Below are 21,195 nucleotides of genomic sequence, written 5' to 3'. Positions count from 1 at the left end.
CCTACAAACTATAAGAAAGCGCTTTTAGGATATTACTGGAATTATTACAGAATATTAATGACCCGTTACGAAACCTTTGTAATTTTATGTTTTCCGCAAATAAGAAAATAATGGTTGCTATAATGAGGTCAACGAAAACAAATGCAATGGAGGCTATTATGAAAAAATTTATGGGTATAGCAACAGCAGCGGTTTTTGGTCTTGGGATTTTCACAACATCTGCTAAAGCAGAAACAATCGTAACGACTGATGTACTAAATGTACGAGAAAACCCAACTACTGAATCAAAAGTTGTAGGAAAATTATTAGATGGATATAAAGTAAATGTTTTACATACAGAAAACGGATGGTCAAAAGTGAAATTGAATAGCGGTAAAGAAGCTTTCATTAGCGCTGACTATACAAAAGACACTTACTACGTAACAGCAAACGTATTAAACGTACGTGCTGGTGCAAACACAGACTCAGAAATTCTTGGTAAATTAAAACAAGATGATGTAATCGAAACAGCACACCAAGTACAAAATGACTGGATTCAATTTGAATATAACGGAAAAACAGCTTATGTTCATGTTCCTTACTTAACAGGAAAAGCTCCAGTTAAAGTTCAACCAGCAGTTAAAGTTGAAAAAATAACTAAAGTTCAAGATACAGCTAAAGCAGTGGAAGCAACTAAAGCTCGTGAAGTAGCTGAAACGCAAGCTAAAGCTAAGGCGGAGGAAGCAACTAAAGCTCGTGAAGCAGCTGAAGCTCAAGCAGCGGCTAAAGCCGAGGAAGCAGCTAAAGCTCGTGAAGCAGCTAAAGCCGGGGCAGAAGCTAAGGCTCAGGCAGCAGCTGAAGCTCAAGCAGAAGCTAAGGCGGAGGAAGCAGCTAAAGCTCGTGAAGCAGCTAAAGCTCAAGAAGTAGCTGAAGCTCAAGCAGCGGCTAAAGCTCAAGAGGCAGCTAAAGCTCGTGAAGCAGCTAAGGCTCAAGAGGCAGCTAAAGCTCAAGAAGCAGCTGAAGCTCAAGCAGCGGCTAAAGCTCAAGAGGCAGCTAAAGCTCGTGAAGCAGCTAAAGCTCAAAAACCAGCTACACAACAACCTGTTGCAAAAGAAACTGAAACTAGTGCACCATCATCTTCTCGTGAACTACGCGTTGTAGCAACAGCTTACACAGCAGATCCACTTGAAAATGGTTATAAAGCAGGCGACCAAGTAAAATCAGCTTTAGGTCACAACTTAACAGCTAATCCAAACATGAAACTTATTGCAGTTGACCCAAGTGTTATTCCATTAGGTTCAAAAGTATGGGTTGAAGGTTACGGAGTAGCAATCGCTGGTGATACTGGTGGAGCTATTAAAGGAAATAAAATCGACGTTTTAATGCCTGATAAAGGTACATCAAGTAACTGGGGACGTAAAACAGTTACAGTTAAAGTATTAAACTAGTTACCATATAAAAAAGAGTCAGTCTCATTGAGGCTGACTCTTTTTTTATGATTCTTACAATATTTCTTTCTCTTGAAAGTAAGCAATATTGTCTCGAAGCCACTTCCTCTCCGCCATAAACAAATTTCCACGTTTTTTGTACACTTTATCAAATGTCTTTAAAACTTCTTCATGATCAACAAACTTATATAAAAAACAAAGAGCAATGACAATCTCTGATTCGTCAGTAGGCTCTACTTCATTTTTACGTCTTCTAGAAACAACTTTCGTTACACGTTCGCAAATTGGTTTAATCGCCATTTCATCTCCATATGCATAAATAGCTCGAACAGCTTCATATTTCACCATTACATTTGTATCCTGTAAAGCTTCTATATAAACTATTTGTAAGTCCGATCCCCCTATTTTTGCTAACACCTCAATAACGATTGAACGAACATAAGCACTATCCCTATATAAAAGCTGTGTTAACGGAAGAATCGATTGATTTGTTCCAATCTCAAGCAATGTATAGCAAATATTTGTAATCTCATCTTTATTTTTTTCAGTATCCAGTAACTTTAGTAAAGCACCTTCTGCTTCTAAGGATTTATCTAACTTTAAGGAAGAAACTGCCCAAAAACGAACACTATCGTTTTTATGATAAATATAAGGAATAATTTTATTTGTACTACTTACTACTGGTAATGTATAAATATTACTAAGCAATTCACTTAACAAAGTCGGACTGTCTTCATATTCCAAACAATCTATAAGATAATCTGCAATACAAATTTCTTTCGTATTAATAGCAAGTTTCGTCATTAAATAATAAATATCTTTCTTCATAGATACCTTTTTTGCTTTGCTTAACTTCCCCTGTAAATAAGGAAAAATTAATAAGTCATTTAACGCTTTTGCTTCATCATACGCACGATGCCATATATCTGTCTCTTCATCAGCTATCCGCCTTAATAAATCATCTATATACCCTTCCATCTCCTTCTCTCCCGTCTAAATTAAATCTATCTCTTTGCATTCTATATACGAGAGATTACTATTTCAACAGAAAAAAGAGGATGCCATAGCATCCTCTCCTGCCCTTCCCTATTCCACACAAGTAAACTGCGTCCAAGCTCCTACATAATCTAGTAAGAATAACTCTTCTTCTGCAATTGTACCGACAATATTTTTCCGTTCATCTATCGGCATTTCTTTTAGAATGATTTGCAGTTCACCTTTATACTTTCCGAATGAGTTGTTACCAATTACAACTTGCCCTCTTTCCTGTAATACACTTTCGCGCACTGGGAAGTCATAGTCTTTGTACTTTTTACGCACTTCTGTAGAACGTACCATATATTCTGTTATGTCTCCGCGTCTTACATGTAATTCTTGCAGCGTCGCTCTCTTCTCTACTTCAGTTGCTTCTTCTACAAAGTGTACCTTTAGCTGTAACAAGTAACGATTTAAGTTTCCTAGTTTCTCTAACTCTTCTTCACTCGCATAAGCATTTCCGATAATAACATCATCGATAAGCCCTGTTGCCCATAAGTGTTTCGCTTGTACTTCAATTGGTAAGTTACGATGCTCTTCTAGCGTACATAATCCGTCATTAATATCCCATGGACCGATGTTAGCTGCATGTGACGTAATAAATGCTGCCGTGCGAATACCGTGTTTTTTAAAGCGTTCACTACAGCGAATGAAATAATCATACGGAAGACCAGTGAATTTTTGCGGATAAAAGTTATGGCAACCAATTAAAGCTGGTTTATTCGCCTGATGCGAAAGGATATTTTCTAAGTATGCAATATCATTACTTACGTTCAGTTCAATTTTTAAGCCGTACGGATTATTCGTCATTTTCGCTTCTGTTAAACCGTCAAAACCTAAGTCTAGACGAATACCGTCTGCACCTAACTCTGCAAAGAATGATAGATCGCTATAGCTAATACCAAGTTGATCAAATACCGCCGGAGCTACATCTAAAATAACCTCCATATTATGATCTTTTGCATGATTAATAATTTCTTTAAATTCAGCTACAATTTCTTCTTTCGGACGATTCACAGACAATAGACATGTGAATATTCTTGAAAAACCGTGGCGTGCCGCTGCCGAAATGTATGCCATATCTTGTTCTTTCGTTGAATGCTCTGGATAAAGTGAAATTCCTAATTTACGCTCCATGCTTTTGCATCTCCTTCACACGTTGTATTAATGCCATGCTCGTAAATCTATATTTTGCAGATAAACATGTTGCACATAAAATCGTTGGTACAATAATTACGTATGGTGATTGTAATCCTAACATTACATAAGCACCCATTGAACAACCGATAAATAAAATTGATACGAGTAGTAAAACTAATAAAGATTTACTTTGTACCCATTTTGAATAATGCGCAATACACTGCCCCGCTACGAATGTAATTAAGATGATAATTGCTCCGAGCATTTTTCTTTCTCCTCTCCTGCTACTTGTTGTTTCTCATACATTTTGAAGAACGGATAGTAAATAACGAATGAGATAACAAAGTTAACAAGTACAAGTACACCAGCCATAATTGTCCAGTCCGTACTAATAACCGCTGCAATTGGTGCTAACATCGTAAATGGCAATTTCGCCATCATCAGCGGAATCATCCCTGAAACAACTGCGAAATATGATACTGTCGTTGTCACTAAAGGTGTAATAACGAATGGAATAATTAAAATTGGGTTCATTACAATTGGTGCCCCGAAAATAATCGGTTCGTTAATATTGAATAAGCCTGGCACGAATGATAATCTACCTAACTCTTTTAGGAACTTAGATTTAGAGAACATAAACATAATTACTAAAGCTAACGTTGATCCTGATCCACCGATCCATACGAACCATTGAATAAATTGCTCTGTAAATAAGTTTGGTAATTGATGTGCATTCCCTGTAGCTGTGAATACTTCCATATTTTCAAGAATTGCTGAATCCCACATCGGACGAATGATTGGTCCTAAAATCGCAGGGCCATGTATACCAAATGACCAGAAGAACACGATTAAGAATACTGTTAATAAACCGCCGAATAGATTATTTCCTACTAATACTGATTTTAGTGGTGCGATTAAATATGTGATTGTTGTATTTACATCAAATTTTAAACCGTAACGAATACCCCAGAATAAAAGAATAACGACTAAAGTTGGAATTAATGCTGCAAACGAATTTGAAACTGCTGGTGGTACACTGTCTGGTAATTTAATCGAGATATTATGCTTAATCATAAAATGATAAATTTCTACTGCAATTAACGCTGTAACAATTGCGCCGAATAAAGACGTTGCACTTAATGTTCCTACTGAGATATATCTACCTGCATCAATAACACCTGGTACAGCTTTCGTAATTTGAATTGGTTCAACCGATGCTAGTAAAAAGGCGAGTACAGATAATAACCCTGCACTTAACTGATTGAGCTGATAAAAGTTCGCGAGTGAAGCTCCTACCCCAAATGCTGCGTATAACGCCATTAAACCTACTGTAAATCGGAATGGAATATCTAAAATATGGCGAAACGGTGCAATCCACTCCATATACGCATCAATTGGTAAATTTAAAAAGATAACGAAAAATGATCCGACAATCGTTAACGGCAATGTAGAAATAACTCCGTTTCGAATTGCTAATAAATGTCGTTGTCCTGCAATCTTTTGCGTTGTTGGCATAATCTTTTGTTCCATAAAACTCATAAAACCATTCATTAATACCCCTCCTCTTTTTCTTTACTACGAAAGAATGAAACATAGTTATAACATTATAATGTTTATATTTAAAAAAATATAATTATGCTAAAACTAATTGTTCTGCTTGTTTCAGTACTTTCAAACCGTCACACATGCCATAATCTCGTTGCTCTATAATTGCAACCGGTATATCGTATGAGTTCGCAAGAAACTGTACTGCTGGAAACAAATACTTCACCTGTGGTCCGATTAAAACTACATCAGCATTTTTTATCTCCAGTTTCACAAGTTCTGAATCAACTGCTTTAATTTTATAATCCTTCCCTTGTTTCTTTGCCTCTTCTTGCATTTTTCTTACAACCATACTCGTTGACATGCCTGCTGCACAACATAATAAAATATACATCTTATACAGTCACTTTCTCTTCTACTCGTTTATGAAGAGTGATAAATTCTTCAGCAAGTTCTTTCACTGTAATTGCATTCATTAAATGATCTTGTGCATGCACTAACAGTAAACTGATTTCTGCATGATTTCCTCTTGCTTCTTCTTGAATTAAGTCCGTTTGAATACGATGAGCTGCTGAAATTTCTTCACTAGCAAGTGTCATCTTTTCACTCGCATTCTCAAAGTCTCCTTGTCTTGCAAAAGCAATTGCTTCAAGTGCCGCGCTTCTCGCGTTTCCACCATGTAAAATTAACGCAAATGGAGTTTGCATATCAGTCATTTTAAATTCCCCCAAGCTATCTTTTTTCTATATTGTTATCTTATTATGAAAACGCATACAATTAAACATAAAAAACTTCCGTTGTGTAACGGAAGTTTTTACATACTTTTCTTATAACGATAGTAATATCTCTTGAAAATCTTCAATCACTTTAGCCTGAGCTAATTTCTCTATCGTATTTTGACTAGACATAATATCATATAAAAAATCATACAGTTTTTGTAAATCTTCATTATTATTGCGCTTTACACTAAATAAAATAATAACTTGTACTTTCTTATCTCCCCAGTCAACCGCTTTATCAAGTGTACAAAACATCAAAAATGTTTTCTCACTTAATAACTGCATTGGATGAGGAATCGCAACTAAATTTCCAACTGCTGTAGGTGATGTATTCTCTCTTTCTATAACAGAATCATAAAAGTTTTCTGGTACATATTTTTTCTCAGCAGCTTTCTCACATAAAAATTGGATAACCTCTTCTTTCGTAGAAGCGCTATGATTTAAAAAGATTAAATCTTCCTTTATATACTGCTGCACACTAGTATTCACATGCGTAAACAACTGCTGACCGATTGACTTAATCTCTTTATCATCAAATATTGAATTCACTTTTATAACTGGAACAGGCAAACCACTCGGTATATGAATCGTACTAATAATACAATCTATTTTATCTTTATAAAGGTCTTCCACTTTCAATTGATAATAACCTGTAATTCCCACAATCTCTAATTTATCTCGGAACTGTGATAAAATTTTATATTTCAATAGCTGGGCGCTTCCTTGACCGGTCGCACAAACTAATAAACATCTTTTCTTTTGGTTCTGTTCCTGTAAACGACTCATCGCTCCGCCAAAGTGAATCGCAATATAACCTATTTCACTTTCCGGAATCGATTCTCCCGTATATTCACCAATTATATCCCCAACAAGAACCGCAATTTCAAAAGCATACGGATAATTCTTTTTCACTTCTGTCAAAAGAGGATTTCTCGTATTTAACTTATACTTCAAACGGTTTAATAACGTTTTTAAATGAACACCCAATCCAAATAATAATTCTTCATCATAATAAAAAATAAGATTCCGTTCTTCCGCTACTTTAAAAAGAATATGTTGCATGAATGCATATAAATCTTTCCCTAATAATTCTTCCACATTTTCATAACGATCCTTCGCGGTAACAGCAGTACTTAATAAGTGCATTGTCACATATAAAACTTCTTCCTCTGGAAATGAAAGATGCAACTCTTTCTCTAAATCCCCTACAATCTCTTTCGCAATTGTATATTCTTTCTTTATGATAAGTTCAGCTTGCTCCTTATTTAGCCCTTTCATATAATGTTGATCTTCACAACGCTTTAATGCGATTGCAATATGAATGACTAAATTATCAATTTCAATATCTGATAAATATATCGTTCCTCCTTCAATATACTTTAATATAACCGAACGGATAAGCGGTATATGAGGTAACGATAAATATGTATCCCTCTGTTCAAATTGCTCATGAAACGGCGTATGGTCATAACGCGGTAAACCATATTGTGATAAACAAGAACGAATATGAAACTCCTCACCCACAATACGTACACCATAATACGGTCTCTTTTCAATTTGTAATTTATAGCGACCACATATATCTGTAACATCTTTCATAATTAAATTTACAGTCGATTTACTTACATAAATCTCCTCTGCTAACTGTGAAAGCTTCACATATCCCTCAGTCGTTACAATACGTTGCAGAATGTAAGCTATCCTTTCTTCATAAGAAGTTGGGATCTTTTCCGTCTGTTTTTGAAATAAACTCACGCAAAACTCTTCAAACTTCTTCGCTTGTATAATTTCTAGTTCGTATCCAGTCCCTCTTTGCGATTCAATTTTCGCTCCGTTTTCTTCCAATATATCATTTAATAATTTTATATCTTTTTGAATCGTCTTCGTTGATACATGTAAACGGCTCGCTAAAAAAGCTCGATTTAACATCGATTTCTCTTCTAAAAACTCCTCTAAAATAGAAACTAATCGCTGATGCACCTTTGTCATAGCTCTTCCTCTCGCAGTTATATAAAGTGAAACTTTAATCAGTGGGGGTTTTGTTCATCCCCCATTGTTTATCAGCCCTCACCAATCGGGCTTTTACGGGCAGTTGATCCTCCACCTAACTTCTTTGTTTTCGCTAAATTTTGAGGTGGGGGTCTTACTGCCTGTTAATGCGGGGTAAAAAGGAAAAAACTGCTGAAGTCAGTAGTTTTTTCCTTTTTTATTTTATCTATTTCTTTAATGTAAATCCGAATTTATCCCATGCTTGTAAATAATCTAATAAGAAAATTTCTTCTTCTACAATTCGGCCAACTACATTTGTTTTTCCTGTGTTCACCATATCTTTTAAAGCAATTTGCAATTCACCTTTATATTGACCATACTGTTCATTATCAATTAAAAGATCACCACGTTTAATTTCGCGTGTATTATGCGGTTTGAACTCTTCTTTCTTATATTTCACACGACTTTGTGTCGAACGAATCATATATTCAGATACATCTCCGCGGTAAAAATGAGGCTCATCTAATACGATAATTTTTTCTAGTTCTGTTGTTGTATCGTATAGTCCTATATCAAATGTTTGTTTCTCTTTATTTAATGCACCTAGTGCTTGTAATTCTTCTTCTGATGCATACGCATTCGCAATAATAACATCATCAATTAATTCTGTCGCAAATAAATGCTTCGCTTGTGTTGTCATCGGTAATTCACGATGCTGCTCTAACGTACATAAACCTTCTGTTACTGGCCAAGGTCCGTATGTTGCATCAAATGATGAAATAAAAGCAGCCGTTCTCATACCGTAATCTTTAAATTGTTTCGAGCATTTAATGAAATGATCGTATGATAATCCTGAATAACGATGCGGATAAAAATTATGGCAACCAATTAAATTTTCACGGTTTGGCCTATGGCTCATAATGTTATCTACATATTTCGTACCGTTACTCATATTAATTTCAATTTTTAAGCCGTATGGATTGTAAGTCATAATCGATTCTTCTAAACCAGAGAAACCGACATCTAAACGAATACCATACGCACCGAGTTCATGGAAGAACGATAAATCATTATACGAAATACCTAATTGTGTAAAGACAGACGGACTAATATCAACTAATACTTGGAACCCTAATGCATTTGCATGAGAGATCGTTTCTTTAAACTCTTCTATAATTTTCTCTTTTTCTCCATCTACAGACAATAAGCATGTGAATACACGTGTAAATCCGTATTTACTTGCTAATGTTAAATATTCCTTATCTTTCTCTACTGTTGAATGTTCTGGATAAATAGAAATACCTAATCGTCTCATATGTACACGCCTCTTTCTTCATTGTTTTGTAAACCTTTTCAAATGTATGTAGTGAAAAAGCATATATCCCCTTCTCTTCCACTACCTTTTGAATCCGCTTTCTTTAAAGAAAAAACAATTTCTATCATTCATAACAACTACTAGTCTATACATCTATACTTTACATCTTTTTTTCATAGTTGTGTAGTCTTTACACAAATTTGTCAGTTTTTTTTCCTCGAAAATTGTTATACGTTTTCAAGGCACCTTCCTTGACTGTTACATTGACCAATACATATACTCGAAAGAAAAGAGAAATTTTATATAGGGGATGAATATATGGGAGAGGCAATACTCGTAAAACGAGAACCGTTATGGACGAAAGAGTTTATGGCGCTAATTCTAGCAAACTTATGTATGTTTTTAGGGTTTCAAATGTTAATTCCAACTTTACCTGTTTATGTGAAAGAAATTGGTGGCACAAGTTCCAATATTGGATTTGTTGTCGGCATGTTTACCGTGGCCGCACTTTTTGTTAGACCGCTAACTGGAAACGCCTTACAGAAATTTAATAAAAAAATCATTTTAATGATCGGTACTGCTATTTGTTTACTCGCTATGGGTAGTTATCTTTTCGCTTCAACCGTTTTCCTATTGCTTGCCGTTCGAATTTTACACGGAGCTGGTTTTGGTATTACAACGACTACATATGGAACTGTCGTTTCAGATTTAATTCCGCAAGCTCGCCGTGGTGAAGGCATGGGATATTTCGGTCTTTCTGGAACGATTGCAATGGCGCTCGGTCCACTTATCGGACTTTGGCTTATGCAAACATATAACTTCACAATTCTTTTTTTATGTGCACTTTCCTGTACAATTGTTTCATTAATATTAACGAAACTACTTCAAATCAAAAAATCGCCGCAACCACCACAGCAAACATCTGGTACTTTTCTCGATGGATTTATTGAGCGCAAAGCTTTACTTCCTTCACTATTAATATTATGTATTACATTAATGTACGGAGGAATCGGGAGCTTTATTACATTATTTGCTACGGAAGTCGGAATTGCTGATATAAGCCTCTTCTTCTTATTTAATGCACTTGCAATCGCTGTCACTCGTCCGTTTTCTGGAAAGTTATATGATGCGAAAGGTCATGCATTTGTTATTATTCCAGGAGTTATTATTACGTTTACAGGTATTATTTTATTGTCGTACACAACTACTATTCCGAGTTTAATTATTGCAGCAGCATGTTACGGAAGTGGCTTTGGAGCGATTCAACCTGCACTGCAAGCATGGATGATCGACCGAGTAGCACCCCACCGACGAGGCGTCGCAACCGCTACATTCTTCTCAGCATTTGACCTCGGAATTGGTGCTGGCGCAATTATATTTGGATTCATTGCACATTTTACAAACTACGCAACTGTATATCGCTATTCCTCTCTACTACTTATTGCCTTCCTGTTCATTTACATCACAAATGTAAGGAAACAAAAGCATGGAGATAAAAACAGAGAAAAAGCTGCTGGATAATTTCAGTAGCTTTTTTATTTGCAAAAGCGGAGTGAGTCATAAGAAAAAACTAATACAATCATTTTCCTACATATTTTTTTAACTTTCATCAAAAAATATACGATGAACTCGCAGACGCTTTCCTTCATATTCAACTAAACAATACTATTCTAAAAAGTGTGATTTCTTTACAAAAACACTGTTTATATAGGGATAAAACCAATTAAATCCAGCTATTTCTTTAAAGATTTGTAAACTTTTCACCCCTTTGTAAATTTAGTGTAAATTTTACTGATAAACCGTTTACAGTGCCTCAAGGTTTAGTTAATAATTACATCGTACATGAAATTTAAGGAGTGGAATGCGTGGAATACAATATTCAAGATATGATCTTCCAGTTCATTGGTGGATTAGGTATTTTCTTATTTGGTATTAAATACATGGGCGATGGACTGCAACAAGCAGCTGGAGATCGTCTTCGCGATATTCTAGATCGCTTTACAACAAACCCACTGATGGGTGTACTAGCAGGTATGTTAGTTACTGTATTAATCCAATCAAGTTCAGGAACAACCGCTTTAACAGTCGGACTTGTAAGTGCCGGATTTATGACATTAAGACAAGCAATTGGTGTTATTATGGGTGCGAACATCGGTACGACAGTTACTGCCTTTATTATCGGAATTAAAATCGGAGAATACGCTCTCCCAGTTATGGCAGTTGGAGCTATTTTACTATTCTTCTTTAAAAATAAAAAAGTACATTCTGTAGGTCAAGTTGTATTCGGTTTTGGTATGTTATTCTTCGGTTTAGAATTAATGAGCGCAGGTATGAAACCTCTTCGTTCTTTAGAGTCATTCCAAGAGTTAATGGTTAGCATGAGTGACAATCCAATCTTAGGAATTATTGTCGGTACAGTGTTCACTTTAATTGTACAAAGCTCAAGCGCAACAATCGGTATTTTACAAGAACTATTCGGTCAAGGTGCAATCGATTTACAAGCTTCTCTTCCTGTATTGTTCGGTGATAACATCGGTACAACAATTACAGCAGTATTAGCAGCAATCGGTACTTCAATCGCCGCAAGACGTGCAGCATTAGTTCACGTTATCTTTAATATTATCGGTACAATCATATTTACGATTTTATTAGTACCATTTACAAGTTTAATCCAGTATTTCCAAACGTCATTAAACTTAAATCCAGAAATGACAATTGCATTCGCACATGGAACATTTAACGTAACGAATACAATCATTCAGTTCCCATTTATTGCAGTATTAGCATGGATCGTAACAAAAATCATTCGTGGTGAAGATTCATCTATTAACTTCAAACCGCAACATTTAAATCCAATCTTTATTGAGCAATCTCCAGCTATCGCTTTAACTGAAGCTCAAAAAGAGATTGTGCGTATGGCTGAATTTTCATTACACGGATTAAAAGAAGCGAATCAATATTTAAATACACAAGATAAAAAGCACGAAAACATGGCTACTCAATTAGAAGGAGCTATTAACAATTTAGATAAAAAAATTACCGAGTATTTAGTTTTACTATCAGAAAAGCCACTCTCACCTTCAGATTCTGAAAAACATTCCGTTTTAGCTGGTGTTGTTGGAGATATTGAACGTGTCGGTGATCATGTAGAAAACCTTGTAGAACTTGTAGATTTCCAAATTTCAAACCGTGTTTCTCTATCAGACGAAGCACTAGCTGAACTAAATGAAATGCTTGAGTTAACAATTTCAACATTACAAGACGCAGTTGAAGCTTTAACAAACTTCGATACTGAACTAGCTCAAACTGTTATTGCGAAAGAACGTAAAATCGACCAAATGGAACGTGTTCTTCGTAAACGTCACGTATTACGTCTGAACGAACGTAGCTGTTCAGGTGATGCAAGTATCATCTTCGTTGATATGGTAAGTAACTTAGAGCGTATTGGCGATCACGCTGTAAATATCGCTGATGGTGTTTTAGGTGAACAAGGTAAAGTCAATTTAAAACAATCATTATAATTAGGAAAGAGACGCTAGTTTAAGCGTCTCTTTTTTCATTTTATATTTACAACCGTTCTTCCTTTTAACTTTCCTTGCAATATAAGTGTAAACTTCTCATCTAACTCTTCTAATGTACATTCTTCTGCATAAGATAGTAACTCTTTATTTTTCCATTCACTCGCTAAAAGCGTCCACACATCTCTTCTCACATCTACTAGACATTGCACAGAATCTATTCCTAAAAGACTTATGCCTCGCAAAATAAACGGATATACCGTTGTTTGCAATTCCTGCCCTGCCACATTACCGCATGTCGTTACACAACCACCATACTTTACCGTTTTTAAAGCTGTTTCTAGCATACGTCCACCTACAGTATCGATAACCCCTGCGTATATCCCTTTTAGCATTGGTCTTCCTGATTCATCATTCAACTCCGTACGATGAATCACTTTTTTTGCTCCTAGACGTAGTAGCATCTCTTCCTCTTCCATTTTCCCTGTTGCCCCTACTACGTTAAATCCTAACTTACTTAAAATACTAACAGCTACACTCCCAACGCCGCCTGTGGCACCCGTTACTAAAACATCTCCCATAGTAGGCGTTATGCCTGCTCCAATAAGCTTATATACTGATAAAGCAGCTGTAAAACCTGCTGTCCCGTACATCATACTTTCCTTTAATGACATTCCCTCTGGTAAAGGAATGACCCAAGATGCCGGCACGCAAATATATTCTCCGAAACCACCAGAAGTATTCATCCCTAAATCATATCCCGTTACAATGACTTGATCTCCTACTTTAATAGTTTCATCCTTACTACTCACAACTTCTCCTGCTGCATCAATTCCCGGCGTATGAGGATACGTCCTCGTAACCCCTTTATTACCAGTAGCTGAAAGCGCATCTTTATAATTTAATGAAGAATAATGAACCTGTATTAATACGTCCCCCTCAGGTAAACTACTTACTTCTCTCTCTACAACTTTTCTTATAAACTGCTTACTTTCCATTTCGTTCACAACGATTGCTCGGAATGATGTATGATTCATTATGCTCTCTCCTTTATCCGTCAAATTCTTCTTTATTATATAGAAGAAACAAGTAAACCTGCTCATTTCTTCTTGGCTATATTTCAACAAATCTTACTTCTCTATCACTTTCTCACAATACATATTTTCATTTCTACTAAAAAAACTTATACTTATTCTACATCTTAAAAATAAAATATAGAAAATCTGACTTTTTATAAATAAATTGAATTTTTACGAAATGTAAATGATTTGTAATGTTTTTTTTCGCTAAATTTCATTATAATAAGTGGATATGAGTGTCGTATTTCAATCCAAATGAAGGAGTACAGGAAATGGAGCAAAACCCATCTTTGCAAGAAAATACACGCAGTAAACCGAAAAAAAGTAAGAAAAAAACAAAAATTATTATAAGCGTTATTCTATTCTTTTTTATACTAGGTGGCGGTTATACTTGGTTTTTAGTAAATAAAGCATCTTCTGCTGTTCGAAATGCCGCACACGATTTAGCGCGCGGTGATAAATCTGATTTACGTGATAAAGCTGTAAAACCTATTACAAATAACGTCTCTGTCTTAATCATGGGTGTTGATGAAAGCGATGTCCGTGGGAAAGAATATGGTGAAGCTATAAGAACGGATGCACTATTACTCGCAACGTTTAATAAGGATAGCAAAACTGTAAAACTATTAAGTATTCCACGAGATACATATGCTTATATTCCAGTGGAAAAGAAAAAAGATAAAATTACACACGCTCATGCATACGGTTCTACTAAAAACGGAAAAGATGGTGGACCACAAGCAAGTATTGATGCAGTTGAAAAATTACTAAATGTTCCTGTTGATTACTTTGTAAAGTTTAACTTTAAATCATTTATGAAAATTGTCGATGATTTAGGCGGCATTGAAGTCGATGTACCGGTTGAATTTACTGAACAAGATAGTAATGATACTGCTGATGCAATTCACTTAAAGAAAGGTGTTCAAAAGCTGAATAGTGAAGAAGCTCTTGCTCTTGCTAGAACGCGCCACATCGATAGTGATGCAATGCGTGGGCAACGTCAACAGCTCGTTATTGAAGCAATTTTAAAGAAACTAACAAACGTTGGATCTGTAACAAAAGTTGGTAACATCATTGATGATATTAACGGACAATTCGTTACAAACTTAACATTCGATGATATGCTTTCATTCTATAAGTATGGATCGGATTCAGAAATTGAGAAATTACAACTTCAAGGTGAAGACTGCTATATGGCAAAAGGTGACGATACATGTAGCCAATCTGCTGGTGGCGGCCGAACATATTACTACAATCCAGATAAAAAAGAATTAGCAAAAGTTACAAACGATCTTCGTGCTCACCTTGGATTACCTGCATATACAAAAACAGACTCTGATTCAAAGAAAACAAGCACAGAAAAAACAAAAGAATCTAAGTCTGAAAATTCAAGTGAACGCGAATCAAGTAACAATGAATCTAAAAATAAGAATAAAAATAGCAGTGAAGACACAGAAACATCGTCTAACGACAATGAATAAAAAAAAGCAGTTCTCTATGGAGGTAGAGAGCTGCTTTTTTATTCATAATTAAAAAATCAGAACTTTCTAACTATCTTTTTTAATATTTTTAAATTATAATAAATAGTAGCAATCTATTCCAATTATCAGGGGGCTCATACATATGAAAGCTGCAGTAAAACATAACATCTCAGATTTTAGAGACTACTTAAAGTCAAACGATATATACATGGAAGAAAATATAGATGAAAATAATGGTTCTGTTCATTTTTCAGTAGGATTAGAAACAGAAGCTGGCGCAAAAATTCAACTTCTCGCTGCTTTCCAAAATGAAGATCCTACTGTGGATATATACTGCTTCAATGTTGCTCACGTACCTGATGCAACCGCAACAAATGATATTTTGCACGTTATCAATGAATTAAACACATATTATCGATTTGCAAAATTCACATTAAACAAGCAAAATGCAATTGATATTTCAACATCTCTTGCATTCTCAGAACCAAACTTTAATCCAGCACTTGTCTTTGAACATACGCTAGCGCTATATAGGTTAGCAAATGACGAATATAAAAACTTAATGAAAGTTATTTGGGGATAAATAAAAGGATGGGCTGCAAGCAGCGCCATCCTTTTATTTCGATATCATATCAATCCACATTTTAACAGCAGTACCTACAATCAAAATTGATAACATATATTGCAATGCTTTTTGATTAATCCTCTTCCCAACTCGCGCTCCAAGCGGCGCAGCAAAGATACTTGCAATCGCAATAATAAGAGCTGGAATTACAACTACTTGCCCAGTTATCACTTTTCCAGTCGTAATCCCTACTGAGGAAATAAACGTAATAGCGATAGATGTTGCTATTGTTGTACGTATCGGCAATTTTAAAATAACTAGCATAATCGGAACTAATAAGAAAGAACCACCAGCACCAATAATGCCTGATGCCCCTCCTACAATAAACGCTAACAAGCTCGCTAACCATTTAGTATACTTCACTTCATCACTATTATTTCGTTTCGGTACGAACATCATAATAGCAGCAATTGTTGCTAAAGCTGCATAAACAACATTGACCGTATGTTCCTCTAATATGTTAGCACCAAAACTCCCTATGAAACTTCCTATTAATATACTAAATCCCATATACATAACTAATGTTTTATCCATATCATTACTTTTCCGATAGGCCCATGCTCCTGCAAAAGTTGCAAAGAATACTTGCACCGCTGTAATACCACTCACTTCATGTGACGTATAGCCAGTAAATCCTAGCAATACCGGAATGTATAGGATCATCGGATAATTAATAATCGCCCCGCCAATTCCAACCATTCCTGATATAAACGATCCGATAAACCCAATTATAAAAAGTAATACGACTAAACTCACCTTATATCCCCCGCCTTCTAAAAAGAAGGTGATTTAAATGAATAAGTTCACATTCCCATCCGAAGCATCTGCTAAATAAGCTCCTACTCCTGCAAACTCTACCCCTTCCATAATCTCTTCCTCTTTTAACCCTAATAAATCTACCGTCATTTGACAAGCTACAAGTTTAATTCCCTGTTCTTTCGCCAAATCCATTAGATCCGGTAAAGGCATCGCATTATGTTTTTTCATAATACCTTTAATCATCTTTGGTCCCATACCGGCAAAATTCATTTTTGATAATCCCATCTTATCCGCACCACGCGGCATCATTTTTCCAAATACTTTTTCTATGAACGTTTTCTTTACCTTCACATGCTCATCTTTCCTTAAAGCATTTAATCCCCAAAAAGTATGAAAAATAGTTACCTCTTGATCATATGCCGCTGCACCATTTGCAATAATATAAGCAGCCATCGCTTTATCATAATCTCCGCTAAATAAAACGATTGTTGTTTTCTTCTGTTGTTCCATGTTGTTCTCCCTTCAATTACCTATAGGGGTATTTAATTATTTATAAAAAGGCTGAAATCACTTACTTCACTATGACTTTACCTTCCCACGCTAACATGCCACCTACCATATTGATTGCTTGAAAACCGTAGCTCTCTAAAAACTGAACTGCTCTTGCACTTCTTCCGCCAGATCGACAAACGATAATATATTCTTTCTTTTTATCCAACTCATGCATTCGAAATTCTAGTAGACCTAACCTAATAGGAAGCACTCCTGGAATTTTCCCTTCCGCTACTTCTTCTACTTCGCGAACATCAATTACATATAACTCTTCATTTCGTAACAATCTTTCCTCTACTTCTTTCGCTGTTATTTCTTTCATCTTGATATTCCTTTCTTACAAAGCGTTCATACCACCTGAAACATTGATAACGTGCTGAAATCCTAATTTCTTTAATACTTTTGCTGCTTGCTTACTTCTCATCCCGCTCTGACAAATAACGATTACTTCCTTATTTTTATCTAACTGATTTGCCTTACTAGCTAACTCATTTAACGGGATATTTTGAAATCCCTTCATATGATTCCCTCTATATTCACCTATTGTGCGAACATCGATGAATTGTTTTCCCTTTTTTCCCGCTATACTCTTTAATTCTTTTCCACTTATATTTTGAACACCTTTCACTGGTAAAAAACGCGAAATAACAAACACTACAGCCAGCACAATGAAAAGCGTACTTAATATTGTATTCATATAACCAACCTCTCTACATTTATAAAACTGCTACGCCTTCTTAATCCAAAACTTCAGCACATCAGCTTCTTCTTCATGCTTTACGATGTCATGCCCACCTTTATTTGCCCACGCCGGAATATCCTTAACTGACCCTTTATCCGTTACATGTACTTCTAACACTTCTCCAGTTTGTAAAGTATCCATCGCTTTCTTCGTTCTTACAATCGGCATTGGACATGCTAAACCTTTCGCATCTAATACTTGTTTTACATTCATCATCTATTCCTCCATTTTTTTATTTATTTCTTATTCGTGAACTGCACAACGATTTGGACCAATTTCCATTTCACGCTCTTCATCTACACTCGGATGAATTTTACCCATATTCGTTTGACGAATTTCTTCATAAGCATTCGGCTGAGGTGGTAAATTCTCTGTTACAACTTTACGAAACTCTCCCTCATCCTCAATATTTAGCCCTGCATTATGCGCAAATAAATCTTTTAACTTTGCACTCACAACACCATTCTCATCCATTTCACTTATTTTTGAATAATGAGCCGGTAACACGATTAATTGTTGAGATAATACTTGATATCGATTATATAAAGTTTCTCGTAAATCACTCACCCAATCTTCAGCCTTTCCCGCAAGATCTGGACGCCCGATTGAATCTACAAATAAAATATCGCCTGATAATAAATAAGAATCATCTACAATAAATGATGTACTTCCAATCGTATGCCCTGGTGAGTATAATGCATCAATTTCAATTTTGGTACCCCCCACCGTAATAACAGATCCTTCAACAAGCGGTTTATATGAGAAAACAACTTCCTCCGCATCTTTTGGCGGTAACCAATACGTGCCACCTACTCTTTCAGCTAACTTATATCCTCCAGAAATATGGTCTGCATGTAAATGTGTATCCATTACATTTGTAATCGTAACGCCATGCTCTTTCGCAAACTCTTCATATGCTTCAACTGTTCTTACCGCATCAATAACCGCTGCCTCACCGTTTGAAACGACCATATAAGATAAACAACCTTTTCCAAGGCGGTTAAATTGATATATACTTCCTCCGCCTTGTATATCTCCTACTTTTAACGGCTTCACATATTCACTCCAAGCTTTCATACCGCCAGCTAAATAAAACACATTCTGGAATCCAGCATCTAGCAATTGCTCTGCAACAAACTGTGAAGAACCTTCTTTCGCACATACGACTAAAATTTCTTTTCCCCTCGGCAATTCACTTGCAATATGATCTACGCCATCTAACAAATCAAAATACGGTTTATTTATAGAAGAAATTTGTCTCCCTTCAATTTTCCAATCTTCATAATCCGTCTCATTACGAACATCCAAAATAAACAACTCTCCGAATAAAACTTTCTCTGCAACATCTTTTGCATATAACGGTTTAATGCTCATTTAATTACCCCCATAGGTATATTCACCTTTAAAAAATTTTATTTTTCCACATTCCCTTGCCACTCTAACATACCTGGAATGACATTTTTCACATTTGAATACCCTTTCTCTTTCAACATTTGGCAAGCTACATCACTACGGTTACCAGTTCGACAAACAATATAAATTTGCTTCTTCTGATCTAATTCTGCTCTGCCCAGTTCGCCTAGTGGAACTGAAATTGCCGATGGAATATGACCAAAAGCAAATTCAGCCGCTTCACGAACATCTAACACAATGCACTCTTCACCACTTGATAATATATTTTGCAATTCCGCATTTGTAATTGTTTGAGGATATTTCACTACTTCATTCACTTCATGCTCATGTGCTTTTCTAACGTAATGCATCAATAGATCACCTTCGTGTTTCGTCCCGATATATTGATGACCTACTTTATTCGTCCAACTTTGTATATCTACAGTAGACCCTTTATCTGTTGCCTGAACTTCAATCACTTGCCCTGATGTCAAACCTTCCATCGCCTTCTTCGTCTTGATAATCGGCATCGGACAAGCCAACCCTTTACAATCTAGACTCATATCCACTTTTATACTCATAGTCGATTCCTCCATAATCTATATACATATACCTGTAGGGGTATATTAAAATGTTTTTGAAAATCTGTCAACACTTATGTTTGACAGATTATCGGCTTTTTACAAGTAATTGAACAGCTTCTTTAATTAACTCTTCATTTGAACCATTACCGTTTTCAAACTGCTCACGTAAACATTGCTCTAAATTTGTTCCCACAACAAGTCCAATTGTACGATCAAGTGCAGAACGCGATGCCGTTAACTGTGTAATAACCTCTCGACAATCTTTTCCTTCTTCCATCATACGAAGCACACCACGAACTTGCCCTTCAATACGTTTCAATCTATTTTTCATATCTTGATTGTATTCCACTATAGACCACCTCCGTATTTATAACTACATTATACATTACTTTGTAACTTTGTATAATATCATATACCCTAGAGGGTATATTGTAAAGCCTTTTGTTTTTTGAAACTTTCTAACGTATAGTAAAAATGCAAAAGCCACTTGTTTTATTGCCTTTTGCATTTCTCAACTACACTACATTATTATCTCACTTCTTATAAACTCTTTTTAAAACTATAATCCATTTCTCCACCTAGTGCTGCAGCTGTATCACCAGTTTCTCTAAAATCATGTGTATATATTTTTTCAAATGAACCGAAGTCTACTTGCTTATAAAATTCAAAACAAGGGAATCCATCATGCTCTCCTTGAATATCAATACTACCATCCTTGTTCACACATACATGTAATACATAATCTACAGGAGGTGCATATATATTTAACGGATTACTTGCGCTCGCACTCATTTTAAATTGCACACTATCAGGATTCCATACGATATTAGTGCACACAATATTTTCAGTACTCGCTTTTCCTGTTCTTTTATTCACAGAACCATCTGGATTCGTAACCTTCTCTGTCGTAATACCTGTGTTCGCATATGAAAACACTTCTCCTTTATAAAAATCAACTACTACCTCTTGCTCAACTCTAGAGCGCATAGTATTTACCGCATGTGGTGTAAATTCGCGTGAATCACCTTCGAATTGAATTATTTTTCCTGTTTCCATATCCTTCTTCGGCTCTGTCCAAGACATTGGAATAAATACGTTAGCTCTAACTTTTACGATATTAGCCATAAGAAACACCTCTATAATTCTAATTTTATATACTGCATTATTTAATAAAAAACACCATTTCAGCCATATAATTAAAATCTTTCTCTTTTTCGTTGGCTACTTCCTTCT

At 35.6% G+C, this 21,195-nt stretch carries 23 protein-coding genes; 5 read left to right on the top strand and 18 right to left on the bottom strand.

Annotated elements, in window-relative coordinates; all coding sequences use genetic code 11:
* Nucleotides 1-35: 35 nt before the first annotated feature.
* Nucleotides 36-1,427, top strand: coding sequence for a cell wall-binding protein EntC (gene entC / locus FS742_RS14015; protein ID WP_144613038.1), 1,392 nt, complete (start codon nucleotides 36-38; stop codon nucleotides 1,425-1,427).
* A gap of 54 nt (nucleotides 1,428-1,481) precedes the next feature.
* On the opposite strand, the gene FS742_RS14005 is transcribed toward entC, so the two are convergent.
* The 8 genes from FS742_RS14005 to FS742_RS13970 all read right to left on the bottom strand — a co-directional run bounded on the left by FS742_RS14005 (nucleotide 1,482) and on the right by FS742_RS13970 (nucleotide 9,230).
* A complete protein-coding gene (locus FS742_RS14005) occupies nucleotides 1,482-2,405 on the bottom strand; it encodes a HEAT repeat domain-containing protein (RefSeq protein WP_144613036.1) in 924 nt (307 codons plus the stop codon).
* A gap of 108 nt (nucleotides 2,406-2,513) precedes the next feature.
* Nucleotides 2,514-3,599 (bottom strand): DUF871 domain-containing protein, encoded by a 1,086-nt coding sequence (locus FS742_RS14000; protein ID WP_144613035.1) that lies wholly within the window; start codon nucleotides 3,597-3,599, stop codon nucleotides 2,514-2,516.
* Nucleotides 3,589-3,867 (bottom strand): hypothetical protein, encoded by a 279-nt coding sequence (locus FS742_RS13995; protein WP_000900031.1) that lies wholly within the window; start codon nucleotides 3,865-3,867, stop codon nucleotides 3,589-3,591. The genes FS742_RS14000 and FS742_RS13995 overlap by 11 nt, the downstream gene beginning before the upstream one ends.
* Entirely contained in the window at nucleotides 3,843-5,153 is a 1,311-nt protein-coding gene (locus tag FS742_RS13990) for a PTS sugar transporter subunit IIC (RefSeq protein ID WP_001013061.1), read from the bottom strand. The genes FS742_RS13995 and FS742_RS13990 overlap by 25 nt, the downstream gene beginning before the upstream one ends.
* 82 nt (nucleotides 5,154-5,235) lie before the next feature.
* Nucleotides 5,236-5,541 carry a PTS sugar transporter subunit IIB gene (locus FS742_RS13985; protein ID WP_061680155.1) on the bottom strand — a complete coding sequence of 102 codons (306 nt, stop codon included), beginning with the start codon at nucleotides 5,539-5,541 and terminating at the stop codon, nucleotides 5,236-5,238.
* A gap of 1 nt (nucleotide 5,542) precedes the next feature.
* Nucleotides 5,543-5,863, bottom strand: coding sequence for a PTS lactose/cellobiose transporter subunit IIA (locus FS742_RS13980; RefSeq protein WP_000131328.1), 321 nt, complete (start codon nucleotides 5,861-5,863; stop codon nucleotides 5,543-5,545).
* A 111-nt stretch (nucleotides 5,864-5,974) separates the two neighbouring features.
* Nucleotides 5,975-7,915: a BglG family transcription antiterminator gene (locus FS742_RS13975; RefSeq protein ID WP_144613033.1), complete on the bottom strand. Its 1,941-nt coding sequence runs from the start codon at nucleotides 7,913-7,915 to the stop codon at nucleotides 5,975-5,977.
* Between the two features lie 226 nt (nucleotides 7,916-8,141).
* The gene (locus FS742_RS13970) at nucleotides 8,142-9,230 is read right to left on the bottom strand and encodes a DUF871 domain-containing protein (protein WP_048562483.1); all 1,089 of its coding nucleotides are present in this window, start codon (nucleotides 9,228-9,230) and stop codon (nucleotides 8,142-8,144) included.
* Nucleotides 9,231-9,548: 318 nt separating this feature from the next.
* Between FS742_RS13970 and FS742_RS13960 the strand changes: the two genes are divergently transcribed.
* Nucleotides 9,549-10,751: an MFS transporter gene (locus tag FS742_RS13960; protein WP_144613029.1), complete on the top strand. Its 1,203-nt coding sequence runs from the start codon at nucleotides 9,549-9,551 to the stop codon at nucleotides 10,749-10,751.
* Nucleotides 10,752-11,095: 344 nt separating this feature from the next.
* Entirely contained in the window at nucleotides 11,096-12,751 is a 1,656-nt protein-coding gene (locus tag FS742_RS13955) for a Na/Pi cotransporter family protein (protein ID WP_144613027.1), read from the top strand.
* 35 nt (nucleotides 12,752-12,786) lie between these two features.
* Here FS742_RS13955 and FS742_RS13950 read toward each other — a convergent pair whose 3' ends face one another.
* The gene (locus FS742_RS13950; protein WP_144613025.1) at nucleotides 12,787-13,785 is read right to left on the bottom strand and encodes a YhdH/YhfP family quinone oxidoreductase; all 999 of its coding nucleotides are present in this window, start codon (nucleotides 13,783-13,785) and stop codon (nucleotides 12,787-12,789) included.
* 314 nt (nucleotides 13,786-14,099) lie between these two features.
* Here FS742_RS13950 and FS742_RS13945 point away from each other — a divergent pair, with 314 nt between their 5' ends.
* Together FS742_RS13945 and FS742_RS13940 are read left to right on the top strand one after the other, a co-directional pair.
* Nucleotides 14,100-15,308 carry an LCP family protein gene (locus FS742_RS13945; RefSeq protein ID WP_144613023.1) on the top strand — a complete coding sequence of 403 codons (1,209 nt, stop codon included), beginning with the start codon at nucleotides 14,100-14,102 and terminating at the stop codon, nucleotides 15,306-15,308.
* A 142-nt stretch (nucleotides 15,309-15,450) separates the two neighbouring features.
* The gene (locus tag FS742_RS13940) at nucleotides 15,451-15,891 is read left to right on the top strand and encodes a hypothetical protein (RefSeq protein WP_144613021.1); all 441 of its coding nucleotides are present in this window, start codon (nucleotides 15,451-15,453) and stop codon (nucleotides 15,889-15,891) included.
* A gap of 33 nt (nucleotides 15,892-15,924) precedes the next feature.
* Here the strand turns inward: FS742_RS13940 and FS742_RS13935 are convergent, their stop codons facing one another.
* From FS742_RS13935 to FS742_RS13895, 9 genes are all read right to left on the bottom strand, one after another.
* Nucleotides 15,925-16,689, bottom strand: a complete 765-nt coding sequence (locus FS742_RS13935) for a sulfite exporter TauE/SafE family protein (protein ID WP_144613019.1) — start codon at nucleotides 16,687-16,689, stop codon at nucleotides 15,925-15,927.
* A gap of 33 nt (nucleotides 16,690-16,722) precedes the next feature.
* A complete protein-coding gene (locus FS742_RS13930; RefSeq protein ID WP_000437730.1) occupies nucleotides 16,723-17,202 on the bottom strand; it encodes a DsrE/DsrF/DrsH-like family protein in 480 nt (159 codons plus the stop codon).
* Nucleotides 17,203-17,263: 61 nt separating this feature from the next.
* Entirely contained in the window at nucleotides 17,264-17,566 is a 303-nt protein-coding gene (locus FS742_RS13925; RefSeq protein WP_144613017.1) for a rhodanese-like domain-containing protein, read from the bottom strand.
* Between the two features lie 15 nt (nucleotides 17,567-17,581).
* The gene (locus FS742_RS13920; protein WP_144613015.1) at nucleotides 17,582-17,941 is read right to left on the bottom strand and encodes a rhodanese-like domain-containing protein; all 360 of its coding nucleotides are present in this window, start codon (nucleotides 17,939-17,941) and stop codon (nucleotides 17,582-17,584) included.
* A 30-nt stretch (nucleotides 17,942-17,971) separates the two neighbouring features.
* Complete coding sequence (locus FS742_RS13915; protein ID WP_048526303.1) at nucleotides 17,972-18,202, bottom strand: sulfurtransferase TusA family protein; 231 nt, start codon at nucleotides 18,200-18,202, stop codon at nucleotides 17,972-17,974.
* A gap of 27 nt (nucleotides 18,203-18,229) precedes the next feature.
* Nucleotides 18,230-19,360 carry an MBL fold metallo-hydrolase gene (locus tag FS742_RS13910; RefSeq protein WP_144613013.1) on the bottom strand — a complete coding sequence of 377 codons (1,131 nt, stop codon included), beginning with the start codon at nucleotides 19,358-19,360 and terminating at the stop codon, nucleotides 18,230-18,232.
* Between the two features lie 38 nt (nucleotides 19,361-19,398).
* Nucleotides 19,399-19,974, bottom strand: coding sequence for a sulfurtransferase TusA family protein (locus tag FS742_RS13905; protein WP_144613011.1), 576 nt, complete (start codon nucleotides 19,972-19,974; stop codon nucleotides 19,399-19,401).
* A 73-nt stretch (nucleotides 19,975-20,047) separates the two neighbouring features.
* The gene (locus tag FS742_RS13900) at nucleotides 20,048-20,311 is read right to left on the bottom strand and encodes a metal-sensitive transcriptional regulator (protein WP_144613009.1); all 264 of its coding nucleotides are present in this window, start codon (nucleotides 20,309-20,311) and stop codon (nucleotides 20,048-20,050) included.
* 191 nt (nucleotides 20,312-20,502) lie between these two features.
* Nucleotides 20,503-21,087: a DUF3238 domain-containing protein gene (locus FS742_RS13895; protein ID WP_144613007.1), complete on the bottom strand. Its 585-nt coding sequence runs from the start codon at nucleotides 21,085-21,087 to the stop codon at nucleotides 20,503-20,505.
* Nucleotides 21,088-21,195 lie beyond the last annotated feature (108 nt).

The sequence above is a fragment of the Bacillus cereus genome (assembly GCF_007678085.1).
In the GTDB taxonomy this organism is placed as follows: domain Bacteria; phylum Bacillota; class Bacilli; order Bacillales; family Bacillaceae_G; genus Bacillus_A; species Bacillus_A cereus_BE.
This window is presented reverse-complemented; position numbering and strand designations above follow the sequence as displayed.